We start from the raw sequence: 21,089 nt of genomic DNA, 5'->3' as shown, positions 1-21,089 counted from the left end.
GTGACCACGGCGGCCCTGCTGCTGGCGGGCGGCGCCGGGTCGCGGCTCGGCGGCGTCGACAAGGCCGCGCTGCGGCTGGGCGGGACGACGCTGCTGGAGGCCGCGCTCGCCGCCCTCGCCGGGCTCGAGGTCGTGGTGGTCGGGCCGCCCCGCGGCCTCGCCGGGGTGCGGGAGGTGCAGGAGGCGCCGCCGAGGTCCGGTCCCGCCGCGGCGGTGGCCGCTGGGCTCGCGGTGCTGCCGGTGTGCGACGAGGTCCTCCTGCTCGCGGTCGACCTGCCGCGCCTGCCGGAGGCGGTGCCGCGCCTGCTGGCGTCGCCGATGGGACCGGACGGCGTCGTCGCGATCGACGCGGCGGACCGGGTCCAGTGGCTGCTGGGGCGCTACCGCCTGCCGGCGATGCGGGCCGCCGTCGCCGCGCTCGGCGAGCCCGCCGGCCGGTCCCTCCGCGCGCTCCTCGGCGGGCTGGCGCTCGCTCCGCTGCGGCTTCCACCCGGCGTCGATGCGGACGTGGATACCGTGACGGACGCGCGGCGGGCCGGGGTGGCCCTGCCCGGGGAGGAGGCGCGGTGAGCGACGACGTCGATGCGGTCCTGGACGCCTGGTGGGCGACCCTGACCGAGACGCTCGGGCTGCCGGACGTCCCGGCCGACCGGGGGGCGATCCTCGGCCTGGCGGGCGAGGCCGCGCATGCCGTCGTGCGGCCGGCCGCTCCGCTCACGACGTTCCTCGCGGGCTACGCGGCCGGCCTCGCCGGCGGCTCCGCGGCCGACGTGGCGCGCGCGATCGAGCGGGCGAGCGCCGCGACCCGCGGGTGAGCGGCGCCGCGGTGCCGGAGGCGGCCGCGGCCTGCCGCCGGCGGGCGCACGGCACGCCCTGGCAGGAGGCGCGTGCGGCGGCCGCGGCCTGGACCGCGCTGCCGCCCGGGACGCTGCCGCTGGCCGACGCCGTCGGCGCGGTGCCGGCCGAGGACGTCGTCGCCCGCCGCCCGGTGCCGCATTACGACTCCTCCGCGATGGACGGCTGGGCCGTCGCCGGGCCGCCGCCGTGGCGCATCGTCGGCAGCGGTCCCCTCGCCGCCGGCGAGGCGCAGCCGGTCGTCACCGGCGGGCAGCCGCCGGTCGGCACCGACGCCGTCGTGCCGCTGGAGCGCGGCGTGCTCGCGGACGGCGTGCTGATCTCGGATCCGCCGCCGCTCGGCGCGCACCTGCGCCGGACGGGGGAGGAGGCGGCGCCCGGCACCGTGCTCGTCGCGGCCGGCACCCGGCTGACGCCCGCGCACGTCGCGGTGCTCGCGATCGCCGGCACGGACGCCGTCGTCGTGCACCGGCGGCCGCGGGTCGGCGTCGTGCTGACCGGCGACGAGGTCGTCACCGCCGGCGAGCCGGGCGCCGGTCGGGTGCGCGACGCGTTCGACCCGCTGCTGCCGGCGGCCGTGCAGCGGCTGGGCGGGGAGGCGCTCGCCCCGGTCCGCGTCGGCGACGACCCGGCGGCGATCCGCCGCGCGATCGAGGGGCTCGCCGCGGCCGACGTCGTCGTCACGGTCGGCGGCACCGGCCGCAGCCCGGTGGACCGCCTCCGGGAGGCGATCGGGGACGCGCAGCCCGTGTTCGACGGGGTCGCGATGCGGCCGGGGCATCCGGCGCTACTGTCGCGGCTGCCGGACGGCCGCCCGCTGCTGGGCCTGCCGGGCAACCCGCTCGCCGCGATCGCGGTGCTGCTGTCCTTCCTCCCGCCGATCGTGGACGCGCTGACCGCCGCGGCGCCGCGCCCGCTCGGCGCGCTGGTCGCCGCGGAGGCGCTGCCGGGCTGGGCCGGGGGCGTCGGGCTCGTGCCGTGCGCGCCGACGGCCGGCGGGATCGCACCGGCGCCGGCGACGCGCGCGAACATGCTCCGCGGCGTCGCCGCCTCGACGGTGCTCGCGGTGGTGCCGCCCGAGGGCGTCCCCGCGGGCGCCGCGGTCCCGGTCCTCCCCCTCCCCTGGTGATCCGTTTTGAAGGAACTTCTTCGCCTCCGACGCAGAAGTTCCTTCAAAACGGAATCAGGCGGCGGGCTCGAGCCGGATCACGATCGCCTTCGCGACCGGGGTGTTGCTCTCCTTCGCCGTGGAGCCGAGCGGCATCAGCACGTTCGCCTCCGGGTAGTAGGCCGCCGCGTTGCCGCGCGGGGTGTTGTACGGCACGACCCGCCAGCCGGCCGCGCGGCGCTCGCTGCCGTCCGTCCACTCGCTGACCAGGTCGACGAGGTCCCCCTCCGCGAGGCCGCGGTCGCGCAGGTCCTCGGGGTGCACCAGCACGACCTTCCGCGCGCCGTGGATGCCGCGGTACCGGTCGTCCTTGCCGTAGATCGTCGTGTTGAACTGGTCGTGGGAGCGCAGCGTCTGCAGCAGCAGCCGCCCCTCCGGGATGTGCGGGTACTCGAGCGGGTTGACCGTGAACCGTGCCCGGGCGTCCTTGCCGCCCTCGGTGTTCGTCGCGAAGTGGCGGGTGTCGCGCGGCGCGTGCGGCAGCACGAACCCGCCGGGCACGTCCAGCTTCTCCTCGTACGCCTCGAACCCCGGCACGACGTGCGAGATGTGCGTCCGGATCACGCGGTAGTCGTCGCGCATCGCCGCCCAGTCCGCCCGCGCCGCGTTCGGCCGCCCGGCGAGCACCCGCTCCGCGATGCCGGTGACGATCGCGACCTCGCTGCGCAGGTCGGGGGAGGCGGGCTGCAGGTGCCCGTGCGAGCCGTGCACCGCGCTGACCGTGTCCTCGACGCTCACCCGCTGCGGCCCGGACGCCTGCAGATCGATCTCGGTGCGGCCGAGGCACGGCAGGATCAGCGCCCGACGGCCGTGCACGACGTGGGAGCGGTTCAGCTTCGTCGACACCTGCACGGTCAGGTCCAGGGTGCGCAGCACCGCCTCCGTCGCCTCGGTGTCCGGGGTCGCCTTCGCGAAGTTCCCGCCGAGGCCCATGAACACCTTCGCGCGGCCCGCGTGCATCGCCTCCAGCGCCTCGACGGTGTCGAATCCCTTCTCCCTCGGCGACCGGAACGCGAACTCGGCGTCGAGGCGGTCGTGGAACGGCTTCGGCATCTGCTCCCAGATGCCCATCGTGCGGTCGCCCTGCACGTTCGAGTGCCCGCGCACCGGGAGGAGGCCCGCGCCCGGCTTGCCGATGTTGCCCGTCGCCAGCAGCACGCTCGTCAGGTCGCGGATCGTCGCGACCGCGTTGGTGTGCTGGGTGAGCCCCATCGCCCAGGCGAAGATCACGCTGCCGGCGTCCGCGACCATCCGGCCGACCGTGCGGATCTGCGCCTCCCGGAGGCCGCTGGCCAGCTCGATCTCGGCCCACGCCACGCCGGCGACCTGGTCGCGCCAGTGATCGAAGCCCTCCGTGTAGTGCTCGATGAAGTCGCGGTCGAGGACCCCGCCGCCGCGCTCCGCGTCCAGCTCGATCAGCACCTTGCCGAGCCCCTGGAACAGCGCCTGGTCGCCGCCGAGCCGGATCTGCAGGAACTCGTCCGCCAGCTGCCGCCCGCGGAACACCAGCCCGCGCACCGACTGCGGGTTGTCGAAGTGCAGCAGGCCCGCCTCCCGCAGCGGGTTGACCGCGACGATGCGGCCGCCGTTCCGCTTCGCGTTCTCGAGCCGGGTCAGCATCCGCGGCGCGTTGGTGCCGGGGTTCTGCCCGGCGATCAGGATCAGGTCCGCGTGCTCGATGTCGTCGATCGTCACGCTCGCCTTGCCGATGCCGATCGTCTGCGTCAGCGCGCGCGTCGTCGACTCGTGGCACATGTTCGAGCAGTCCGGCAGGTTGTTGGTGCCGAGCGAGCGGACGAGCAGCTGGTAGGCGAACGCCGCCTCGTTGCTGGTGCGGCCGGAGGTGTAGAAGACGGCCTCGTCCGGGCTCGCGAGCCGGTCGATCTCCTCCTTCACGACGTCGAACGCGCGGTCCCAGGACACCGGCCGGTAGTGCGTGTCGCCCGCGTCCAGCAGCATCGGGTGGGTGATGCGGCCCTGCTGGCCCAGGGCGTAGTCGTCCCAGCCCTCCAGATCGGCGACCGGGTGCGCGGCGAAGAACTCGGGGGTCACCCGGCGCCGGGTCGCCTCCTCCGCGACCGCCTTCGCGCCGCTCTCGCAGAACTCCGCGGGCGACCGGCGCGACGGCTCCGGGTCCGGCCACGCGCAGCTCATGCAGTCGTAGCCCTTGACCTGGTTGACCCCGAGCAGCGTCCTCGCCGTGCGCACGGCGCCCATCTGCTCCTCGCCGGTCTGCAGCGAGTGCCCGATCGCGGGCCAGCCGGTCGCGTGCGTGCGCGGCTTCGTGGTCCGCAGCTGCGCGTCGTCGATGTTCGGCTCGGCCCGCGCCGTGGTGTCGTCGCCCATGAGCGCCTCCTCGGATCCCCGGTCGGATGCTACGTCGGGTCGTCCGCGATCACGGTGCGATCATCGCCGGATGAGGACCGCAGCGCGCCGCAGGGTCGAGGTCGTCGGCTCCGACGGCGACCGGCACGGGAAGCAGGACGCCCTGGCCCGGGAGGAGCCGCTCGAGATCCGCATCGGCGGGAACCGGTTCAGCGTCACGATGCGCACCCCCGGCGACGACTTCGACCTGGTCGCCGGGTTCCTGGTGTCCGAGGGGATCGTCGCCGCCGCGGAGGAGCTGCCGACGATGCGGGTCGTGTCCGGCATCGGCGCGGACGGCGATCCGACCTTCAACGTCATCGACGCCGCGGTCACCGGGGCGGGGGTGCGGCTCGCGGCGCAGCGGGCGCGCACCGTCTACACGACGAGCGCCTGCGGGGTGTGCGGCCTCGCCTCCATCGACGCGGTGCGGACCGCGAGCGCGTTCCCGATCCTCCCGGTCGGGCTGACCGTGCCCGCTGCGGTGGTGGCGGCGCTGCCCGACCGGCTGCGGGAGGCGCAGCGCCTGTTCGACACCACCGGCGGCGTGCACGCGGCCGGCCTGTTCGACGCCGAGGGGCGGCTGCTCGTGCTGCGGGAGGACGTCGGCCGGCACAACGCGGTCGACAAGGTCGTCGGCTGGGCGCTGCGGGAGGGGCGTCTGCCGCTGACCCGCACCGTGCTGCAGGTCTCCGGTCGCGCGTCGTTCGAGCTGGTGCAGAAGGCGCGGATGGCCGGCATCCCGCTGCTCGCCGCGGTCAGCGCGCCCTCCTCCCTCGCGGCGGAGCTGGCGGAGGACGCCGGCATCACCCTGGTCGGCTTCAGCCGCGGCACGTCCTTCAACGTCTACGCGCACGGCCACCGCATCACCGTCTGACGCTGCTCACGCTTCGTGCCGCAGCGACCGCGTCGCGCGGCACGAAGCGTGAGCGAAGTCAGGGGTCAGGGGTGGGCGACGGGTTCCTCGACGCGGCCGACCGCGCTGCGGTCCCGCGGCGGGCGTGTCCACGGGGACGGCTCCGGCTCGCGGTGCCGCCGCGTCTGCACGACGAGCAGGGCGACGCCGATCGCCACCGCGGCGAGCGCGGCCCAGTCGTTCGCGGGGATGCCGAGGAACGCGTCGCTCGTCGGATCGATCCGGATCGCCTCGAGCCAGCTGCGACCCAGTCCGTACCAGATCAGGTACAGCGCGATCAGGCGCCCCCACTGCAGCGAGAACCGGCGCTCCGCGAGCAGGAGCAGCACCACCCCGACGAGGTTCCAGACCATCTCGTAGAGGAACAGCGGATGGAACAGGGTGCCCGGCGCGACGCCGGCCGGAAGGTGCGGGTCCGTGGCCGGGATCCGCAGTCCCCACGGCAGCGTCGTCGGCAGCCCGAACAGCTCGTGGTTGAACCAGTTGCCCAGCCGCCCGATCGCCTGCGCGACGAGCATCCCGGGCGCCAGGGCGTCGACGAACGCCCAGAACCGCAGGCCCGAGCGCCGGCAGCCGATCAGGATGCCGACGACCCCGCCGATCATCGAGCCGAAGATCGCGTTGCCGCCGTCCCAGATCGCGAGCACGTTCCACAGGTCCGCCCCGGGGAAGAAGTAGTCGCCGGTGTGGGTGAGCACGTGGTAGATCCGCGCGCCGACGATCCCGAGGGGCACGATGAAGAACGCGATGTCGAGCACGAGGCCCGCGGGGACGCCGCGCCGCCGCAGCCGTCGCTCGGTGATCAGGATCGCGGCCGCGATGCCGGCCAGGATGCAGAGCGCGTAGGTGTGGATCGTCAGCGGCCCGACGGCGAACGACGCCCAGGCGCTGGGCGGGCTCGGGATACCGAGGGCGACGACCACGACGGCTCCATCCGTCCCCGGGATCGGCGCCGGGGCCCGGACACTGTACGGCCGGATGCGCGTCGGCCCGCATGAACGCCTCGACGCCGGCGCTTGCCCCGCCGCCGGGTGCAGGGTCACAGTGGCGGCATGTGGCAGGAGCGGTGGAACGCGCTGGACCCGCGGGTCCGGCAGGCGCTCGGCGTCGCCGGAGGCGTGGAGGCGGGCCTCAGGATCGCGGCGCTGATCGAGCTGGCCCGGCTGCCCGCGGGCGCGGTACGGGGGAGCAGGCCGGCGTGGGCGGCCGCGCTGCTGCTCGTGAACTCCTTCGGCGTCCTGCCGCTCCTCTTCCTGCTGCGCGGCCGTCGGTAGGCCGCCCCCGGGTCAGATCGCGACGTGGATCTTGGGGCCAGGGCCCGCTCCCACCGGCCGCTCGCCCGCGAGCACGGGCGCGAGGTCGTCGAGGCGCAGCGTCGCCGCGACCAGCGGCCGCGGGTCGACGTCGCCGCGGGCGTAGGCCTCGATCGTCGCGGCCAGCCCCGGGGAGGCGCTCAGCACGCCGACCACGGTGACGTCCTTCAGCGCGATCGTGCGGGTGTCGACCAGGCTGGGGGAGCCCGCCAGCCCGATGCACACGACGCGGCCGCCCGGCTCGACGAGGTCGAGGGCCGTCGCGGGCAGCCGCGACGCGTTCGACGCGTCGACGACCGCGTCCCAGGGGAGGTCCGGCGTGTCCGCCTGCCGCCACACCCCGGCGAAGCCGAGCGAGCGGGCGAACTCGAGCGAGCGCGGCTCCACGCCCAGCAGGTGCACCTCCGCGCCCGCTGCGCGCGCGAACATCGCGGCCAGCAGGCCGATCGTGCCCGGGCCGAGGATCAGGACCCGGCCGCCGGGATGCACATCGGCGCCCCGGACCGCCCGCAGCGCGTTGCCGCCCGGCTCGACGAGCGCCCCCAGCGCGTCGTCGACCTCGTCGGGCAGCGCGTGCAGCGCGCTCGCAGGGACCGCGACCCGCTCGGCGAGGGCGCCGGCCCGGCCGCCGCGGATGCCCAGCTCCGTCCGGGCCGCGCACACGTGCTGCCTCCCGGAGCGGCAGCGGTGGCACGCGCCGCAGCCGAGCATCGTGTCGCCCGTCACCCGTCGGCCGAGCCACCCGGCACCGACGCCGTCGCCGACCGCGGTCACGGTGCCGGACCACTCGTGGCCGAGGCGCATCGGGTAGGCGGCGAAGCCGTCGTGCAGGTACTGCATCTCCCCGGTGAAGAACTCGACGTCCGTGCCGCACACGCCGGCCCTGGCGACGTCGACCACCACATCACCCGGTCCGGCCGTAGGCGGTTCCAGGTCCTGCACCCCGGCCTCGCCCGGACCGGTCACGACGAACGCCTTCACCGGGGCTCGCATCCATCGGGCATGGAGGGATCCTCGCGGAACCGAGCCGATCGCGTGAGCATCGATTTCCGGAATGCGAATGGGCACCCCCGAATGCGGAATTCCATTCGATTCGAATTCCCGCGACGCTGAGCGGATGAAGATCGCGAACCCGTTCCAGGTGGGGCTGCTCGGCGGCCTGGGGGTGCTGCTCGCGCTCGTCATCGGGTCGGCGATCGGCTCGCTCGCCACGATCCTCACCTACGTCCTGACCGCGGTGTTCCTCGCGCTCGGCCTCGACCCGATCATCGCCTTCCTGCAGCGCCGGCGGCTGCCGAGGGCCGCCGCGCTCGCGGTCGTCGTCGTGCTCGTGCTCGCCGTGGTCGCCGCGCTCGTGCTCGCGGTCGTGCCGCTGATCGTGTCGCAGTCGGCGTCGCTGGCGAAGACGATCGCGCAGTACAGCGACGCCTCGGCGCAGCAGGCGCTCGTGCAGCAGCTGCAGGCGTTCCTGGGGTCGTCCTTCGACGTGTCGCAGGTCATCTCCGACATCGCCTCGTACCTGCAGAAGAACGCGGGCAGCATCGGCAGCGGCGTGCTCGCGGTCGGCCTCGGCGTCGCGCAGGGCGTCGCCGGCGCGGCCGTCGTGATCATCCTGACCCTCTACTTCGCGGCGTCGCTGCCGGTCTTCAAGGCCGCCGGCTACCGGCTGGTGCCGATGTCGCAGCGCGAGCGGTTCTCCGCCATCGCCGAGCAGATCTTCGCCTCCGTCGGGCGCTACGTCATCGGCCAGGTGAGCCTCGCGCTGGTGAACGGCGTGCTCAGCTTCATCTTCCTGTCGATCATCGGCGCCAAGCTGCCGGCGGTGTTCGCGTTCATCGCGTTCCTCGGCAGCCTCATCCCGCTCGTCGGGACCGTCTCCGCGGCCGTCATCGTGATCCTCGGCCAGCTCGCGCTGGTCCCCGGCAACCCGCCGACCTGGATCGCGGTAGCCGTCTACTACGTGATCTACATGCAGGTCGAGGCATACGTGCTCAGCCCGAACATCATGAACCGCGCGGTCAAGGTGCCGGGCGTCGTGGTGGTCGTCGCCGCCCTCGCGGGCGGCACGCTGCTCGGCATCCTCGGCGCACTCATCGCCATCCCGGTCGCCGCGGCGGTGCTGCTGATCCTCGAGCAGGTCGTGATCCCCCGCCAGGCGCTCCGCTGAGACCGGACGGGACGCACGCGGCACCGCGTCGGCCGGAGGCGGACGGCGCGCCGTAGGGTCGACGGGTGGCTGCCGACGCGACACCGGCGCAGCACCTCGAGTGGCTGCGGGCCGACCGCGACCTGGACGAGCTGCAGCAGCGGTTCCCGGAGGAGTGGGAGCGGGCGCGCGCCCGCCTGCTGACCGCGAGCGAGTCCGGGCGCCCCGGGTACGACCGGCTGATCGCCGAGCTGACCCCGGCGCCGAACGGGCCGCGGGACCGGGCGCCGTCGAAGGCGCAGCAGGTGTCGACCGCGGTGCAGCGCCGGATGGTGCGCCTCGCCCTCCAGTCCGCGAGCGATCGGAACGAGAGCGGCGTCGAGCAGGGCGCGATCCGGTTCCGCCGGTTCGACGGGCTGCTCCTGCAGCGGGTGCTGTTCACCCGCGGGCTCGTGCGGAAGCCCGTGCGCATGCGGTCGTTCCGCGTCGCCTGGCGGCTCGCAGCGCAGCGCGACCGGCTGATGCCGCTCGTCCGGCCGCGGGGGATCTGGTGCTTCTACTCGGACGCCTTCGTGCGGCGGGTCGCCGGGATGGCGGAGGGCACCCGCGCCGTCGAGATCGCGGCAGGCGACGGGACGCTGACCCGCTTCCTCCAGGTCGCCGGCGCGGACGTCGTGGCGACCGACGACCACAGCTGGAGCGGGCGGATCGACTTCCCCGGCTGGGTCGAGCGGGCCGACGCGGAGACCGCGCTGCGGCGGTACGAGCCGCAGGTCGTGCTGTGCTCGTGGCCGCCCGCCGGCAACGGGTTCGAGGCCGCGGTCCTGCGGACCCCCTCCGTGCGCACCTACCTCGTGGTGCTCGGCGCCGATCCGCGCGAGGCCGGGAACCCGGACGCGTACCGCGACCAGACCGCGTTCGACATGGTCGAGGACCCGGAGCTGTCCGCCCTCGTCCTGCCGCCCGGCCGCAACCGCGTGGTCGTCTTCACCCGCCGCTGACCCCCTCCGCCCCGAGCACGTCGGCAGGAGTTCCCGAGCACGACGGCAGGAAGAACTCCCTCTGGCAGGAAGCTCCAGCCCTGTTCTTCCTGCCGAAGCGGATTCTTCCTGCTGAAGTGCTCGGGCGCTGGACGGTTCGGGCGCCGGAGCGCGCGGTCAGTGCTCCTGCTTGATCGTGAAGTACGAGCCGCGGATCGTGCCGGCCAGCTTCGACCGCTGCCGAGCGAACTTGAAGGTCGACGCGAGCTCCTGCGGCACCTCCATCCCGTCGGCCAGCTTGAAGCCCACGGCCCGCTTCCCCGCGTCCTCGATCGTGTACATCACATTGATCGACAGGCCGCTCTCGTAGAACACGTACGCCATCCGGATGCCGGCGACCTCGAACGCCGTCGCCTCGAGCGGGCGGGAGGCGATGACGAGGTCGCGCTCGGACCGCAGGATGCCGTGCACCCAGTCCACGGTGTCCTGCGCCTCGCTCGCCGGTTCGACCACGAACCCGTGGTCGTACTTGTTCCGGAAGTAGCGCGCCTCGTTGGCCCGCAGGCCGGCGAGCGCGTCGGCGACGGGCGACGACTCGAGGCCGGCCGTCGAGACGGTGACGAAGTCGACGGGGGTGGGCATGGGACCTCCAGGCGACGGGGTGGCGGGGCGATCAAGACGTTACTGCCCGCTCCGACCGCGCCGCTTCTCCGTTCCGCGCACGTCCACGACCCGCTCCGCACAGGCGATCGGAGGTGGTGACGGCGCAGAACGGTCACCGGCGGCGCGCACCGGATAGCCGGGAGCGGCTGAGGAACCGATGCCCCCCGAAATGGGGGGCCGCGGAACCGTGCGCGCCGCGAGTCGGCTCGGTCCATGAGCGTTCCCGCTGCCTACTGTTCGAGCCGTACGGACCCCGAGTCCGAACACCGCAGGTCGCGCCGCGACCCGAGACCCCGGCTTCGTCAGGAGAAACCCTTTGTACGAGAAGCAGTTCATCAGCGACGCGGTGAAGCGTTCCGCGACCACCGACGTCGACCGCCGCAAGCTGTTCGCGATGCTCGGTGTCGCCGGTGCGGGCGCCGCTGCGGCGACCGTCATCGGTGGCGGCGCGGCGAACGCGGCTCCGGCCGACGCGACGAGCGACGCGACCGACGCCGCCGTCCTGAACTTCGCGCTGAACCTCGAGTACCTCGAGGCCGAGTTCTACCTCCGCGCCGTCACCGGCGAGGGCCTGAGCTCGAAGGACGTCAGCGGCACCGGCACCTACGGCACCGTCTCCGGCGGCCACGCGGTCCCGTTCAAGTCCAAGACGATCGCGAAGTACGCCCGTGAGATCGCCCGCGACGAGCGCGAGCACGTCCGCTTCCTGCGCAGCGCCCTCGGCGCCTCCGCGGTGGCGCGGCCGAAGATCGCCCTCGACGCGGCCTTCACCGCGGCGGCGACCGCGGCCGGCGTGATCAAGAAGGGCCAGAAGTTCGACGCGTTCGCGAACGACACGAACTTCCTGCTCGCCGCCTTCCTCTTCGAGGACGTCGGCGTCACGGCCTACAAGGGCGGCGCGGGCCTCATCACGAACAAGACCTACCTGGACGCCGCTGCCGGCATCCTCGCGGTCGAGGCGTACCACGCCGGTGCCGTCCGCACCGTCCTCTACGGCGAGGCGGAGAAGAACCACGCCGTCTACGGCATCGTGCAGAAGCTGTCCGACGCGCGCGACTCCCTCGACGGGAAGAGCAACGACGACCAGGGCATCAAGAGCGGGCTCGACGCGGGCTGGAAGCCGTCCAACCCGTCCAACCTGGTCCCGACGGACAAGAACAGCATCGCGTACGGCCGCACGCCGGGCCACGTGCTGAACATCGTCTACCTGACCCCCGAGACGAACGCCACCAAGGGCGGGTTCTACCCGAACGGCGTCAACGGCGCGGTCAACTCGACCAGCTTCGGCAACTGACACCCCGTACCGGTCGCGCGGTTCTGCGCGACCGGTACGACCTCGGCGCCGCCACCCGTCGATCCGGGTGGCGGCGCCGAACCATGCTCGACCTCGTTCGAAGGAGTCCCCCGTGCTCGCTGGCCTCACCGGTGTCCACCTGCTCGTCATCGTCGCCGTCCTCGTGCTGCTGTTCGGCGCGACGAAGCTGCCCCAGCTGGCGAAGGGCCTCGGCCAGTCCGTGAAGGTCCTGCGCTCCGAGCTCGGCCCCGACGCCGACCCGAAGCCCTCAGCCGCCGACCGGACGCCGGCCGGCGCCGAGGCGGAGGTCGTCGCCACCGAGGCGCCGGTCGCGACGGCGGTGCGGTAGCACCGTGCTCGACCCCGGCAAGCTGCTCGTCATCGGCGTGATCGCCCTGTTCCTCCTCGGGCCCGAGAAGCTGCCGCAGTACGCGGCGCAGCTCGCGAAGTGGGTGCGCGTCGCGCGCCGGATGCTGGACGACGCCAAGGGGCGCGTGACGAGCGAGCTCGGCCCGGAGTTCGACGACGTCGACTGGGCGACACTGGACCCGCGTCGCTACCACCCGCGCCGCCTGATCGCGGACGCCTGGAACTCCTCGGCCGACGCGCCGGTGCCGGTGCGCGCGGGCGGCGGTCCCTCGGCGATCGACGCGGCCGCGATCGACGCGGCGGAGCCCGACCTCCTCGAGCTCGCCGAGGCGCGCGCCCTGGCCGAGCAGCCGCGGCGGACGGCGCCCGCGGCCCACTACGACCTGGGCTCCTGACGCCGCTCAGTGCCGCAGCGTCTCCGACGGGTTCTCGCCGTAGACGCGGCGGTACTGCTCGGCGAACCGCGCCAGGTGCGCGAACCCCCACCGGTGCGCGACCTCCGCGACCGTGACGCCGGAGCCGGGTTCGGCCCGCGCGAGCTCGTCGCGTACCGCGGCCAGCCGCCGCTGCCGCACGCGCGCCATCGGCGCGACGCCGATCTGCGAGCGGAACGCCGTCTGCAGCGTGCGGACCGGCAGCCCGGCCGCGGCCGCGATCGCCCCGACGTCGAGCGGCTCCGCCAGGTGCTCGTCGATGTGCGCGACGGCGCGGCGCACCGCGGCCGGTCCCGCGCCGTGCCGCCCCGCGACGCCGGTCTCGGCGGTCAGCGGGAAGGTCGCGAGCAGTCCTGCGACGACCAGATCGATCAGGCCTGCTCGGATGAGCGGTGAGGCGAACGCCGGGTCGTCGAACGCGACCGACACCGCGAGATCGGCGATCCGCTCCCACGCGGGCAGCAGGGCGCGGAGGATCGGGCCGGCGTCCGCCGCGGAGGGCGTCCGCACGCTGCGTCCCGTCCCCTCCAGGTGCCGGAACGCCGCCGCCGCGAACGCCTGCGGGTCGATCTCGATCAGCTGCACGTGCGCGTCCTGCAGCTGCGCGGACGAGCGGCCGGCCGGCCGGAGGTAGGGCACCGCCGTGTCGATCGCGGTCCTGCCGTACTCGAGCGCGAACCGGCCCCCGCGCACCCGGGCCGCCCGCACGCCGGGGCCCATGGAGCCGTCGGCCGTCGCCGAGCCGGCCAGCCGGAGGCGGTGGACGGCGAGCCGCCCGTCGCTCGCGCGGTCGTAGGCGAACGAGAACCCCGGGCCGTCCTCCGGAGCCGCCAGCGCGATCCCCGGGAAGGAGTGGCCGAGCAGGGCCGCCGCCCGGTTGGGATCCGTCGTCGCGACGTGCACGGGGTCGTCGGCGCGGTGCGCTGCGTCGATCGCCATCCATCGCCTCCCGCACCGGTCGGGCCGAACCCCACCCCACGGCGTTCGCGGCGGAGGGACGCCGGGGTGCGGATGCTCAGGAACGACTCAGGCGTGCGCCGCCGCGGGGGACGGGTCGACGGCGGCCGGCTGCGCGACCGCGGGCCGCGGCAGGCGCAGCACGAGCACCGCACCCGGCAGGTCGCCGTCGGCGGGCGCGACGCAGCGCAGGGTGCCGCCGTGCGCCTCCACCAGCCCGCGGGCGATGGGGAGCCCGAGACCGGCCCCGCCGCTCGCGGCGGATCGCGCCGGATCCAGGCGTACCAGCCGCTCGAACACGAGCTCCCGGCACTCGGCGGCGATCCCGGGCCCGTCGTCGGAGACCCGCAGGTGCACCTCCCCGGCGGTGAGGACCGTGCGGATCACCAGTCGCCGGGCGCCCGCGTTCCGCGCGTTGCCGATCAGGTTCGCGAGCACCTGGTCGAGGCGCTGCCGGTCGACGTCGAGCAGGGCGTCGGGGCCGGCCGTCGTGATCTCGAGCGGCCGACGCTGCTGACCGGCCCGCTCGGCCGCGTCGTCGACGATCGCGCGGACGGAGCGGGGAAGCGGGTGCACCCGGATCTCGCCGAGCCGCGACACCAGCAGCAGGTCGTCGACCAGCCGGCCGGCGCGGCGCGCCTCCCGCACGATGGAGATCACGACCCGGTCCCGCTCCTCGTCCCCGAGGGGATCGCGGATCAGCCGCTCGGCGCCCGCGGAGACGCCGGCGAGCGGGGTGCGCAGCTCGTGCGACGCGTCGGAGAGGAAGCGGCCGAGCCGGTCGGCGGAGGCGGCCGCGCGCGCCTCCGCCCCCTCCAGCTCCTCCAGCATCGCGTCGAACTGCGCCGCCGCGCTGCCGAGGTCGGTGCCCGGCTGCTGCGGCTCGAGCCGCCGGCCGCGGCCGCCGGCGGCCGTCTCCTGCGCCGCGCGGGTCAGGGCGGCGAGCGGCCGCATCGCGCGCCGCAGCACGAGGGGGAGCAGCAGGGCGGCGAGCAGGACGGCCCCGGCGCTCGCACCGGCCATGATCACCCGGAAGCGCAGCAGGATCGCGTCGATCTGGGTGCTGTCGGTGGTCAGCTGCAGCCGGACCCCCGGCCGGAGGGTCTGCGTCGCCACGAGGCGGCCGCCCTCGGACACGACCGTGATCGTCGCGTCCGTGCTCGCGGTCCGCGGCGCGGGTGGGCCGCGATGCCCGCGCGGCGGCGCCTCCGGGACGCCGACGACCGTCTCGGCCCCCGACGCGTAGACGACGTGCGCCTCGATGCCCGGCATGCTCAGCCGGTCGGCGAGCGACTGGTCGGTGACGCCGGTCAGCTGGGAGGCGAGGGCCGCGACCGACTGCAGGCGGTCCCGCTGGTCGGCGCGCAGGGCCGTGCCGAGCACCAGGTCCACGCCGATCCCGACCACGAGCAGCAGGAGCGTGAGGACGCCGACCGACCACAGCACGACCCGCCGGCGCAGCGACGGCGTCCTCATGCCGCCGCCGACCCGTCGACCGGGCGCAGCACGTAGCCGAACCCGCGGACCGTGTGCAGGATCCGCGGCCCGTGGGGCTCGAGCTTCCTGCGCAGCGCGCTGACGTGCACCTCCACCAGGTTCGGGTCGTAGTCGTCGTAGCCCCACACCTGCGTGAGCAGCTGCGTCTTCGACAGGATGCGGCCGCGCTCGTGCGCGAGGTGGACGAGCAGGCGGTACTCCGTCGCGGTGAGGTCGAGCAGCGTCCCGGCCCGCACGGCCTCGCTGCTGCGCTCGTCGATCGTCAGGTCGCCGAGGTCGAGCGTCGCGGGCACGCGACCGAGCCGCCGCAGCACCGCGCGCACCCGGGCGATCAGCTCCTCCATCACGAAGGGCTTCACGACGTAGTCGTCGGCACCGAGTCCGAAGCCCGCCAGCCGATCGTTGCCGGAGTCGCGCGCGGTCACGAACACGACCGCCACGTCTCGCTCGCGGCGCAGCGCGCGGGCGAGCGCGAACCCGTCGGCCGGACCGGGCAGGGAGACGTCGAGCAGCGCGAGGTCGGGCCGGAAGTCCGCGGCCGCGGCGGCCAGGCCGGAGCCGTCCGGCACCGCCAGGCAGGCGAGACCCGCGCGACCCAGCGCGGCCGCCACGGACTCGCGGATCAGGGGATCGTCCTCGACGACGAGCACGCGAGCGGAGGAGGGCACCCGTCCGACGATCGCCGTCCGGGCTGAAGCAGGACTGAAGCGGGTGATGGGCCGGCGATGGATCCGCCAAGAGTCGCCGCGGCCTGAGGCGACGCTGAAGGCCCCCTCCGCTTCAGGGCCGCTTCAGCCGGCCGTCGTGGTCTGGGAGGCGCCGCAGCTGCGGCACCGACCGGAGGAGACACGACCATGCAGGAACTCAGGAAGCCCTCGCGGCGCACCGCGGTGATCGTCGGCGCCGCCGGCCTCGCGCTCGCCGGCGCGGTGGGCGTCGGGACCGCCGCGATGGCGGACACCGCGCCGACGCCCAGCCCGTCCGCCTCCGCGACGGGCGCCCCGGCCGGGCCGGGCCGCGGTCCGCGGGAGCACGCGCCGCACATCGGCGGCACCGTGCTCACCGTCGCTGGCAGCACCGTGACGGTGCAGGACCGCGACGGGTTCACGCGCACGATCGTGCTCGCCGGCGACGTCGCGGTGACGGAGGACGGCGCGAGCGCCGAGGCGTCGGCGATCACGAAGGGCGCGCACATCGAGGCGACCGGGACGGTCGCGTCGGACGGCACGAGCCTCGACGCGACGTCCGTGACGATCGGCGAGCCCGCCGGGCCGAAGGGCGGCCCGGGCCGCCACGGCGACGGCCCCCGGCCCGACGGCCGCGGTCCCGCCGGCGGAAGCGGTCCCGACGGCGGAAACGGTCCCACTGGTGGACCGGAGCAGCCGTCGGCCGCGCCGAGCGCCGCGCCGTCCGCCGGATCCTGACCGCGCGCGCGGACCCACCCGCTGCGGGGGCCGTCCGCGACTGATGGGGCGCGGCGGACGGCCCCCGGAGTCGCGGAAGGCCCCCGCAGCGGAGCGACCGATCAGCGGACCCGCCCGGGCGGTCAGCGCTTCCCGCGCAGCGCCTCCACGGAGCCGGCCAGCAGGCCGCGCAGCCATCCCTGGTCGTCGAGCCGGCCCGTCGGAACCACCGCGGCCGGCTTCGCGCCGTCGTACGGCGGTCGCCGCTCGAGCTCCGGCGCGTACTCGTCGACGAACGCGCTCGCCTTGACGAACAGCTCGTCCTCGTTGATCTGCCCGACCAGGACCTCGTCGGCGTAGATCAGCCGCCCGCCCATCATCGCCCGCGACCGGACGTCGGCGACCTGCTGCAGCTGCAGGACGATCGCGTCGGCGACCGCCTTCGACGTGCTCACCGACCCAGTGTGGCGGCGGCCGGCGACACGATCAGCCGAACACCGCCCGGCGGCTCGCGAGCCGCAGGTCGAGCTCGCGCATCGCCACGGCGGCGAGCTGCTCCAGGTCGTCGATCTCCTGCGCGTCGAACGCGCGCGGCCGGGAGTCGAAGACGCACAGCGTGCCGATCGCGTGGCCGTCGCCGGTGCGCAGCGGGACGGCGGCGTACCCGTGGTACTCGCCCTGCGTCAGCGGGTTGCCGGGCAGGTCCGTCTCGAGCGCCACGTCGGCGATGGTGTGCGGCGACCCGGTCGCGACGGTCGTGGCGCAGACGGCGAGGTCCCGGTCGAGCTCGGCGATCTCGATCCCGCGCCGCGACTTGAACCACTCCCGGTCGGCGTCGATGATCGACACGAGCGCGACCGGCACCCGAAGCAGCCGGCAGGCGAGATGGGTGATCCGGTCGAACGCGTCGTCCGGCGGGGTGTCGAGGATGTCGTAGCGGCGCACGGCCGCGAGCCGCCGCTCCTCGTCCGAGGCCAGCACCGCCGCCGACACCCTCTTCGCGTCGACGAGGTCCTGCACGTACGCGCTCTGGAACGCGAGCGCGACCTCGCCCAGGTCCGGGCGGTCCTCCGGCAGCAGGGCGGTCATGCCGCGGAGGATCGTGGCGAGCGCCGCGGGGACGGTCGCCGGCACCTCGGCGTCCCGCTCGAGCCGCGCGAACGCGGAGACGTCGCGGTCACCGGGGTACGCCACCCGGCCGGTGAGCGCCTCGAGCAGCACCAGACCGAGGGCGTACACGTCGGACGCGGGCGTGGGCTCCTGCCCGTCGACCTGCTCGGGGCTGAGGTAGGCGACGGTGCCGCTCGTGGCCTCGCCCGGATCGGGGACGCCGATGATCGAGGCGATGCCGAAGTCGCTCAGCTTGCCGCGCAGGCGGGTGTCGATGCCGCGGTCGGCCAGCAGCACGTTGGCGGGCTTGATGTCCCGGTGGAGGAAGCCGTGCTCGTGCACGTGCTGCAGCCCCTCGGCGAGGTCGAAGCCGAGGTAGGCGACCTGCGCCGGCGTGAGCGGTCCGTGCTCGGCGAGGTGCCGGCGCAGGTCGACGCCCGGGATCCGCTCCATCACGAGGTAGATGCGCGGCCGCGCCCCGTCCGTGGTGTCGACGCCGGCGTCGAAGAGCGTGGTCAGGGCGTAGTGGTTCAGCCCGGCGATCACCCGGGCCTCCGCCTCCTGGAGGCGCAGGTCCTCGGCGGCGGTCGCGGTGTCCCGGAACACCTTGACCGCGACCTGCCGGTCCAGCAGCGGATCGGCAGCCGCGTAGACGGAGGCGCGGCCGCCCCGCCCGATCAGCTCGGTGACGCGGTACCGCCCGGCGACGACGGTCGCGGCGGGAACGGGTGCGGTGCCGGGGTGCGCATCGGTCATCCCACCCTCCTCCTTCGACGGGTCGATCCCTCGGATCACGAGGTCCGGCAGTGATCCTGCCAGAGCGGGGGAGGTCCCGGTTCCGCGCTGCGATGCGCGATCGGGCCCCGCCGCGACCACCCGTGCTGCGTTCGCAGCGGGTGCTCGGGGACCGCTCCTACCGTGCGGCGATGACCGCCGCCCCGATGTCGCTCGATCGCCTGCTCGCGGAGCTGGACGACGGCATCGTGGTGCCCCAGCGCTACAGCCGCCGCTCGCTCTACGGCAGGTGCGAGCCGATGATCGCCACGACGCTGCTGGCGTTCGTCGCGATCATCGGCTCGATGCTCGCATGCGAGCTGACCCGCAGGCGCTGACCCGCTCGCCGAAGCGGAGGACGCGGAGCGGGAGGATCAGCGGAAGACGTCCTTGATGTCCTCGCCGGTCTGCTTCATGTGCGCCTTCGTCCGGTCGGCCTTGCCCTCGGCCTCCAGCTGCTCGTCGTCCGTCGCCTTGCCGACGGCCTCCTTGGCCTTGCCGACCAGGTCCTCGGCGGCGTTCTTGATCCTGTCGTCCAGTGCCACGGCACGTCCTCTCGTTCTGCCTTCTTCTTCTGTGGTCCAGGTCAGGCGACCTGGGGTCGGGTCGTCCGGCCGGCGCGGAACCCGCCGGTCAGCTGGACGAAGGTCGGCACGTCGGTGCCGAGGATGCGCTCGAGGTCCTCGACCGCGCGGCCGACGAGTGCCGAGACGTCGCCGGGGGAGACCCCGCGACGGCAGCGCGCGGTGATCTTCAGCATCGGCGTGCCACGGACCTCGTAGGCGCTGATCCGCACGCCGACGAGCTCGTCGCGCGCGCCCAGGTGCTCCTCGAGCAGCGCTCGCGGGACGGCCAGGTCGATGCGCGTGGTCGCCGTCCCGTCCCGCTGCTGCAGGGCGGCCGCCGAGCGGCCGCGCCCCTGCCGCAGCACGAAGGCGAGCAGCAGGACGACGAGCGCCGCGGCGACGGCGGCGATCCCGAGCACGAGCGCGCTCGCCGTGCCGATCACCGGATCGGCGACCCACGGCTGCGCGCCGCCCGCGAGCTCCTTCGCGACCGCGCGCCACCGCGCGGCGACGTCCGGCGCTGCGGCGAGCGCGACGGCCGTGCCGCCCGCCGCGACGAGCAGCAGCCCGACGACGAGGATCACCAGACGGTTCAGCGCCCGGTTGGTGCTGTTCATCCGCCGACCTTCCCCTTCTTGTCGATGACGACCCGGGTGCGGATCGACGGTGAGACGCCGAAGCCGTCGGCCGCCTCCGCGACCGCGCGGTCCACAGCGGCCCGGTCGATGGCGATCCCGGAGATGGGGACGATCCGCACGGTCGCGGAGCGGCGGCCCACGTCGGCGACGGCGCGGTCGGGGCTCACCCCGGCGACCGCCGCGGCCCTGCGCACCAGGGCGGAGCCGATGACCTCGTCGTCGACGACGGCGGCGGTGCGCCCCGCGGGGATGATGTGGCGCCCACGCCGGCCCGCCGTCAGCGCTGCGGCGACCAGCACGAGGCCGAGGACGGCCGAGACGGCGCCGGCGGCGACGAGCAGGCCCGACTGGACCGACGGAAGGCCCCGGATGCCCGTCGCCATCGCCGTCGGCGAGAGCAGCAGGGCGGGCCGCCCGAGCGCGGCGAGCACGGACTCCGTGCCGAGCCACGCGAGGGCGACGATCGCGAGCACCGCGAGGGGGATCGCGAGCCCGGACCTGGAGGAGTGCAGCTCGCGGCGCAGGACGCGGTCCCGCATCCGTCGATCGGTGCTCATCGCACCCGCCTCTCCTGCTTGATCTCCGCTGCGGTGAAGCGCAGCGCGAGCCGGGCCACCCTCGAGCCGGTGATCGTGCCGACCTGCTCGACGATCGCGGCCTCGCCGCGGGCCGCGCGGTCCAGGACGCTGCCTCCCGCCCGGTCGAGGGCGCGCTCGTCGTCCTGCACGCGGCCGATCGGGACGACCCGGATCGGCGTGCGCACCGCCAGCTCGAGGTCGCCGCCCTGGTCCGTCAGCTCGGCAGACACCGCCTTCGCCGCGACGCCGAACTGGTCGGCGGTCACCGCACGGACCACCCGCTCGATGGCCCGCGCGGTGACGACGGTCCGGCCGCCGGCGGGCCGGGCGCCGCTCACGAGGAGCTGCGCCGGCCGCGCACCGCGGACACGATGCCCGACACGTCCAGCCGGCCCTCCAGGTAGCGCCCGACGAGCGCGCCGAGGACGATCGCGAGCGCGACGAGGACCATCGCGCCGAAGGTGAACGCGATCCAGACGATCGCGAGCACGGCCGCGACGGCCATGCCGGTCTGCGTGGTGGTCACTGGACGCGCGGCGCCTCGTCGGCGCTGTCGTCGTCGGAGGGGATGTGCACGTCGGCGATGGTGACGTTCACCTCGGTGACCTCGAGGCCGACGAGGGTCTCGATCGCGGTCGTGACGGCGGTGCGGATGCCGTCGGCGACGTGGTGCAGCGGGATCGGGTACTCGGCCACGACGATCACGTCGACGGCGGCCTGCGTCTCGCCGACCTCGACCGAGATCCCCTGCGCCTGGTCGGCCTGGTTGATCCGGGTGCGCAGGGCGCCGATCGCGCGAGCGGCGCCGCCGCCCAGGTCGTGCACGCCCGGGACCTCCCGGGCGGCGATGCCGGCGATCTTCGCGACGACGGAGTCGTCGACGGTCGTGGTGCCGTGGGTGGTGTCCGCGTTCAGGCTGTCGGTGACCGCAGCGACCGTCCGGCTGCTGGTCCGGGTCGCGGACGGGCTCGAGGCGGGCGTCGTGTTCGACATGGTGCTCCTTCGGATGGGTGATGCCGAGGGCTGCCCCGGCACCTGGATAGAGCGCCGCGGCACCGCGGACG

At 74.7% G+C, this 21,089-nt stretch carries 27 protein-coding genes; 12 read left to right on the top strand and 15 right to left on the bottom strand.

Going from position 1 to position 21,089, the window contains the following annotated elements; all coding sequences use genetic code 11:
- From ACFE60_RS00500 to ACFE60_RS00490, 3 genes are read left to right on the top strand one after another with little or no spacing between them, the layout of a single operon-like run.
- A complete protein-coding gene (locus ACFE60_RS00500) occupies positions 1-570 on the top strand; it encodes an NTP transferase domain-containing protein (protein WP_375386868.1) in 570 nt (189 codons plus the stop codon).
- Complete coding sequence (locus ACFE60_RS00495) at positions 567-815, top strand: DUF6457 domain-containing protein (RefSeq protein WP_375386867.1); 249 nt, start codon at positions 567-569, stop codon at positions 813-815. The genes ACFE60_RS00500 and ACFE60_RS00495 overlap by 4 nt, the downstream gene beginning before the upstream one ends.
- Entirely contained in the window at positions 812-1,984 is a 1,173-nt protein-coding gene (locus ACFE60_RS00490) for a molybdopterin molybdotransferase MoeA (RefSeq protein WP_375386866.1), read from the top strand. The genes ACFE60_RS00495 and ACFE60_RS00490 overlap by 4 nt, the downstream gene beginning before the upstream one ends.
- Positions 1,985-2,038: 54 nt before the next feature.
- Here the strand turns inward: ACFE60_RS00490 and ACFE60_RS00485 are convergent, their stop codons facing one another.
- Positions 2,039-4,369 carry an FdhF/YdeP family oxidoreductase gene (locus ACFE60_RS00485; protein ID WP_375386865.1) on the bottom strand — a complete coding sequence of 777 codons (2,331 nt, stop codon included), beginning with the start codon at positions 4,367-4,369 and terminating at the stop codon, positions 2,039-2,041.
- A 70-nt stretch (positions 4,370-4,439) separates the two neighbouring features.
- Here ACFE60_RS00485 and fdhD point away from each other — a divergent pair, with 70 nt between their 5' ends.
- A complete protein-coding gene (fdhD, locus tag ACFE60_RS00480) occupies positions 4,440-5,264 on the top strand; it encodes a formate dehydrogenase accessory sulfurtransferase FdhD (RefSeq protein WP_375386864.1) in 825 nt (274 codons plus the stop codon).
- 65 nt (positions 5,265-5,329) lie between these two features.
- Here fdhD and lgt read toward each other — a convergent pair whose 3' ends face one another.
- Positions 5,330-6,226: a prolipoprotein diacylglyceryl transferase gene (gene lgt, locus ACFE60_RS00475; protein ID WP_375386863.1), complete on the bottom strand. Its 897-nt coding sequence runs from the start codon at positions 6,224-6,226 to the stop codon at positions 5,330-5,332.
- A 129-nt stretch (positions 6,227-6,355) separates the two neighbouring features.
- On the opposite strand from lgt, the gene ACFE60_RS00470 reads away from it, so the two are divergent.
- Entirely contained in the window at positions 6,356-6,577 is a 222-nt protein-coding gene (locus ACFE60_RS00470; protein WP_375386862.1) for a hypothetical protein, read from the top strand.
- Between the two features lie 12 nt (positions 6,578-6,589).
- Here ACFE60_RS00470 and ACFE60_RS00465 read toward each other — a convergent pair whose 3' ends face one another.
- Complete coding sequence (locus tag ACFE60_RS00465) at positions 6,590-7,609, bottom strand: zinc-binding dehydrogenase (RefSeq protein ID WP_375386861.1); 1,020 nt, start codon at positions 7,607-7,609, stop codon at positions 6,590-6,592.
- A 124-nt stretch (positions 7,610-7,733) separates the two neighbouring features.
- Here ACFE60_RS00465 and ACFE60_RS00460 point away from each other — a divergent pair, with 124 nt between their 5' ends.
- On the top strand, positions 7,734-8,783 hold the full coding sequence (locus ACFE60_RS00460) for an AI-2E family transporter (RefSeq protein ID WP_375386860.1): 1,050 nt from the start codon (positions 7,734-7,736) through the stop codon (positions 8,781-8,783).
- 65 nt (positions 8,784-8,848) lie between these two features.
- Positions 8,849-9,763, top strand: coding sequence for a hypothetical protein (locus ACFE60_RS00455; RefSeq protein WP_375386859.1), 915 nt, complete (start codon positions 8,849-8,851; stop codon positions 9,761-9,763).
- Positions 9,764-9,919: 156 nt separating this feature from the next.
- Here the strand turns inward: ACFE60_RS00455 and ACFE60_RS00450 are convergent, their stop codons facing one another.
- Positions 9,920-10,384: a phage tail protein gene (locus ACFE60_RS00450; RefSeq protein WP_375386858.1), complete on the bottom strand. Its 465-nt coding sequence runs from the start codon at positions 10,382-10,384 to the stop codon at positions 9,920-9,922.
- 337 nt (positions 10,385-10,721) lie between these two features.
- Here ACFE60_RS00450 and ACFE60_RS00445 point away from each other — a divergent pair, with 337 nt between their 5' ends.
- The 3 genes from ACFE60_RS00445 (at position 10,722) to ACFE60_RS00435 (ending at position 12,463) form a co-directional block, all read left to right on the top strand.
- Positions 10,722-11,699, top strand: a complete 978-nt coding sequence (locus tag ACFE60_RS00445; RefSeq protein ID WP_375386857.1) for a ferritin-like domain-containing protein — start codon at positions 10,722-10,724, stop codon at positions 11,697-11,699.
- A gap of 112 nt (positions 11,700-11,811) precedes the next feature.
- The gene (locus ACFE60_RS00440; protein WP_375386856.1) at positions 11,812-12,048 is read left to right on the top strand and encodes a twin-arginine translocase TatA/TatE family subunit; all 237 of its coding nucleotides are present in this window, start codon (positions 11,812-11,814) and stop codon (positions 12,046-12,048) included.
- Between the two features lie 4 nt (positions 12,049-12,052).
- Positions 12,053-12,463, top strand: a complete 411-nt coding sequence (locus ACFE60_RS00435; protein WP_375386855.1) for a Sec-independent protein translocase TatB — start codon at positions 12,053-12,055, stop codon at positions 12,461-12,463.
- A gap of 6 nt (positions 12,464-12,469) precedes the next feature.
- Here the strand turns inward: ACFE60_RS00435 and ACFE60_RS00430 are convergent, their stop codons facing one another.
- From ACFE60_RS00430 to ACFE60_RS00420, 3 genes are all read right to left on the bottom strand, one after another.
- Entirely contained in the window at positions 12,470-13,441 is a 972-nt protein-coding gene (locus ACFE60_RS00430) for a helix-turn-helix domain-containing protein (RefSeq protein WP_375386854.1), read from the bottom strand.
- Between the two features lie 87 nt (positions 13,442-13,528).
- Positions 13,529-14,935: a sensor histidine kinase gene (locus ACFE60_RS00425; protein WP_375386853.1), complete on the bottom strand. Its 1,407-nt coding sequence runs from the start codon at positions 14,933-14,935 to the stop codon at positions 13,529-13,531.
- Positions 14,932-15,624 (bottom strand): response regulator transcription factor, encoded by a 693-nt coding sequence (locus ACFE60_RS00420; protein ID WP_375386852.1) that lies wholly within the window; start codon positions 15,622-15,624, stop codon positions 14,932-14,934. Before ACFE60_RS00420 ends, ACFE60_RS00425 begins: the two co-directional genes overlap by 4 nt.
- 186 nt (positions 15,625-15,810) lie before the next feature.
- On the opposite strand from ACFE60_RS00420, the gene ACFE60_RS00415 reads away from it, so the two are divergent.
- Complete coding sequence (locus ACFE60_RS00415) at positions 15,811-16,380, top strand: hypothetical protein (protein ID WP_375386851.1); 570 nt, start codon at positions 15,811-15,813, stop codon at positions 16,378-16,380.
- Positions 16,381-16,502: 122 nt separating this feature from the next.
- Here ACFE60_RS00415 and ACFE60_RS00410 read toward each other — a convergent pair whose 3' ends face one another.
- Together ACFE60_RS00410 and ACFE60_RS00405 are read right to left on the bottom strand one after the other, a co-directional pair.
- Positions 16,503-16,814, bottom strand: a complete 312-nt coding sequence (locus ACFE60_RS00410) for a TfoX/Sxy family protein (protein ID WP_375386850.1) — start codon at positions 16,812-16,814, stop codon at positions 16,503-16,505.
- 31 nt (positions 16,815-16,845) lie between these two features.
- Positions 16,846-18,225 (bottom strand): protein kinase, encoded by a 1,380-nt coding sequence (locus ACFE60_RS00405; RefSeq protein ID WP_375386849.1) that lies wholly within the window; start codon positions 18,223-18,225, stop codon positions 16,846-16,848.
- A gap of 170 nt (positions 18,226-18,395) precedes the next feature.
- On the opposite strand from ACFE60_RS00405, the gene ACFE60_RS00400 reads away from it, so the two are divergent.
- Positions 18,396-18,581: a hypothetical protein gene (locus tag ACFE60_RS00400; RefSeq protein ID WP_375386848.1), complete on the top strand. Its 186-nt coding sequence runs from the start codon at positions 18,396-18,398 to the stop codon at positions 18,579-18,581.
- A 36-nt stretch (positions 18,582-18,617) separates the two neighbouring features.
- Here the strand turns inward: ACFE60_RS00400 and ACFE60_RS00395 are convergent, their stop codons facing one another.
- Genes ACFE60_RS00395 through ACFE60_RS00370 form a run of 6 tightly spaced genes read right to left on the bottom strand, consistent with a single transcriptional unit; the run spans position 18,618 to position 21,018 of the window.
- A complete protein-coding gene (locus ACFE60_RS00395; RefSeq protein ID WP_375386847.1) occupies positions 18,618-18,788 on the bottom strand; it encodes a CsbD family protein in 171 nt (56 codons plus the stop codon).
- Between the two features lie 41 nt (positions 18,789-18,829).
- Positions 18,830-19,426: a hypothetical protein gene (locus ACFE60_RS00390; RefSeq protein WP_375386846.1), complete on the bottom strand. Its 597-nt coding sequence runs from the start codon at positions 19,424-19,426 to the stop codon at positions 18,830-18,832.
- A complete protein-coding gene (locus ACFE60_RS00385; protein WP_375386845.1) occupies positions 19,423-20,004 on the bottom strand; it encodes a hypothetical protein in 582 nt (193 codons plus the stop codon). The genes ACFE60_RS00390 and ACFE60_RS00385 overlap by 4 nt, the downstream gene beginning before the upstream one ends.
- Entirely contained in the window at positions 20,001-20,363 is a 363-nt protein-coding gene (locus tag ACFE60_RS00380; protein WP_375386844.1) for a hypothetical protein, read from the bottom strand. The genes ACFE60_RS00385 and ACFE60_RS00380 overlap by 4 nt, the downstream gene beginning before the upstream one ends.
- The gene (locus ACFE60_RS00375) at positions 20,360-20,551 is read right to left on the bottom strand and encodes a hypothetical protein (RefSeq protein WP_375386843.1); all 192 of its coding nucleotides are present in this window, start codon (positions 20,549-20,551) and stop codon (positions 20,360-20,362) included. Before ACFE60_RS00375 ends, ACFE60_RS00380 begins: the two co-directional genes overlap by 4 nt.
- Positions 20,548-21,018 carry an Asp23/Gls24 family envelope stress response protein gene (locus tag ACFE60_RS00370; RefSeq protein ID WP_375386842.1) on the bottom strand — a complete coding sequence of 157 codons (471 nt, stop codon included), beginning with the start codon at positions 21,016-21,018 and terminating at the stop codon, positions 20,548-20,550. Before ACFE60_RS00370 ends, ACFE60_RS00375 begins: the two co-directional genes overlap by 4 nt.
- Positions 21,019-21,089: the final 71 nt, after the last annotated feature.

The sequence above is a fragment of the uncultured Amnibacterium sp. genome (genome assembly GCF_964245895.1).
Classification (GTDB): domain Bacteria; phylum Actinomycetota; class Actinomycetes; order Actinomycetales; family Microbacteriaceae; genus Amnibacterium.
Note: the sequence above shows the minus strand (reverse complement) of the source record. Positions and strands in the feature narration are given on the sequence as shown.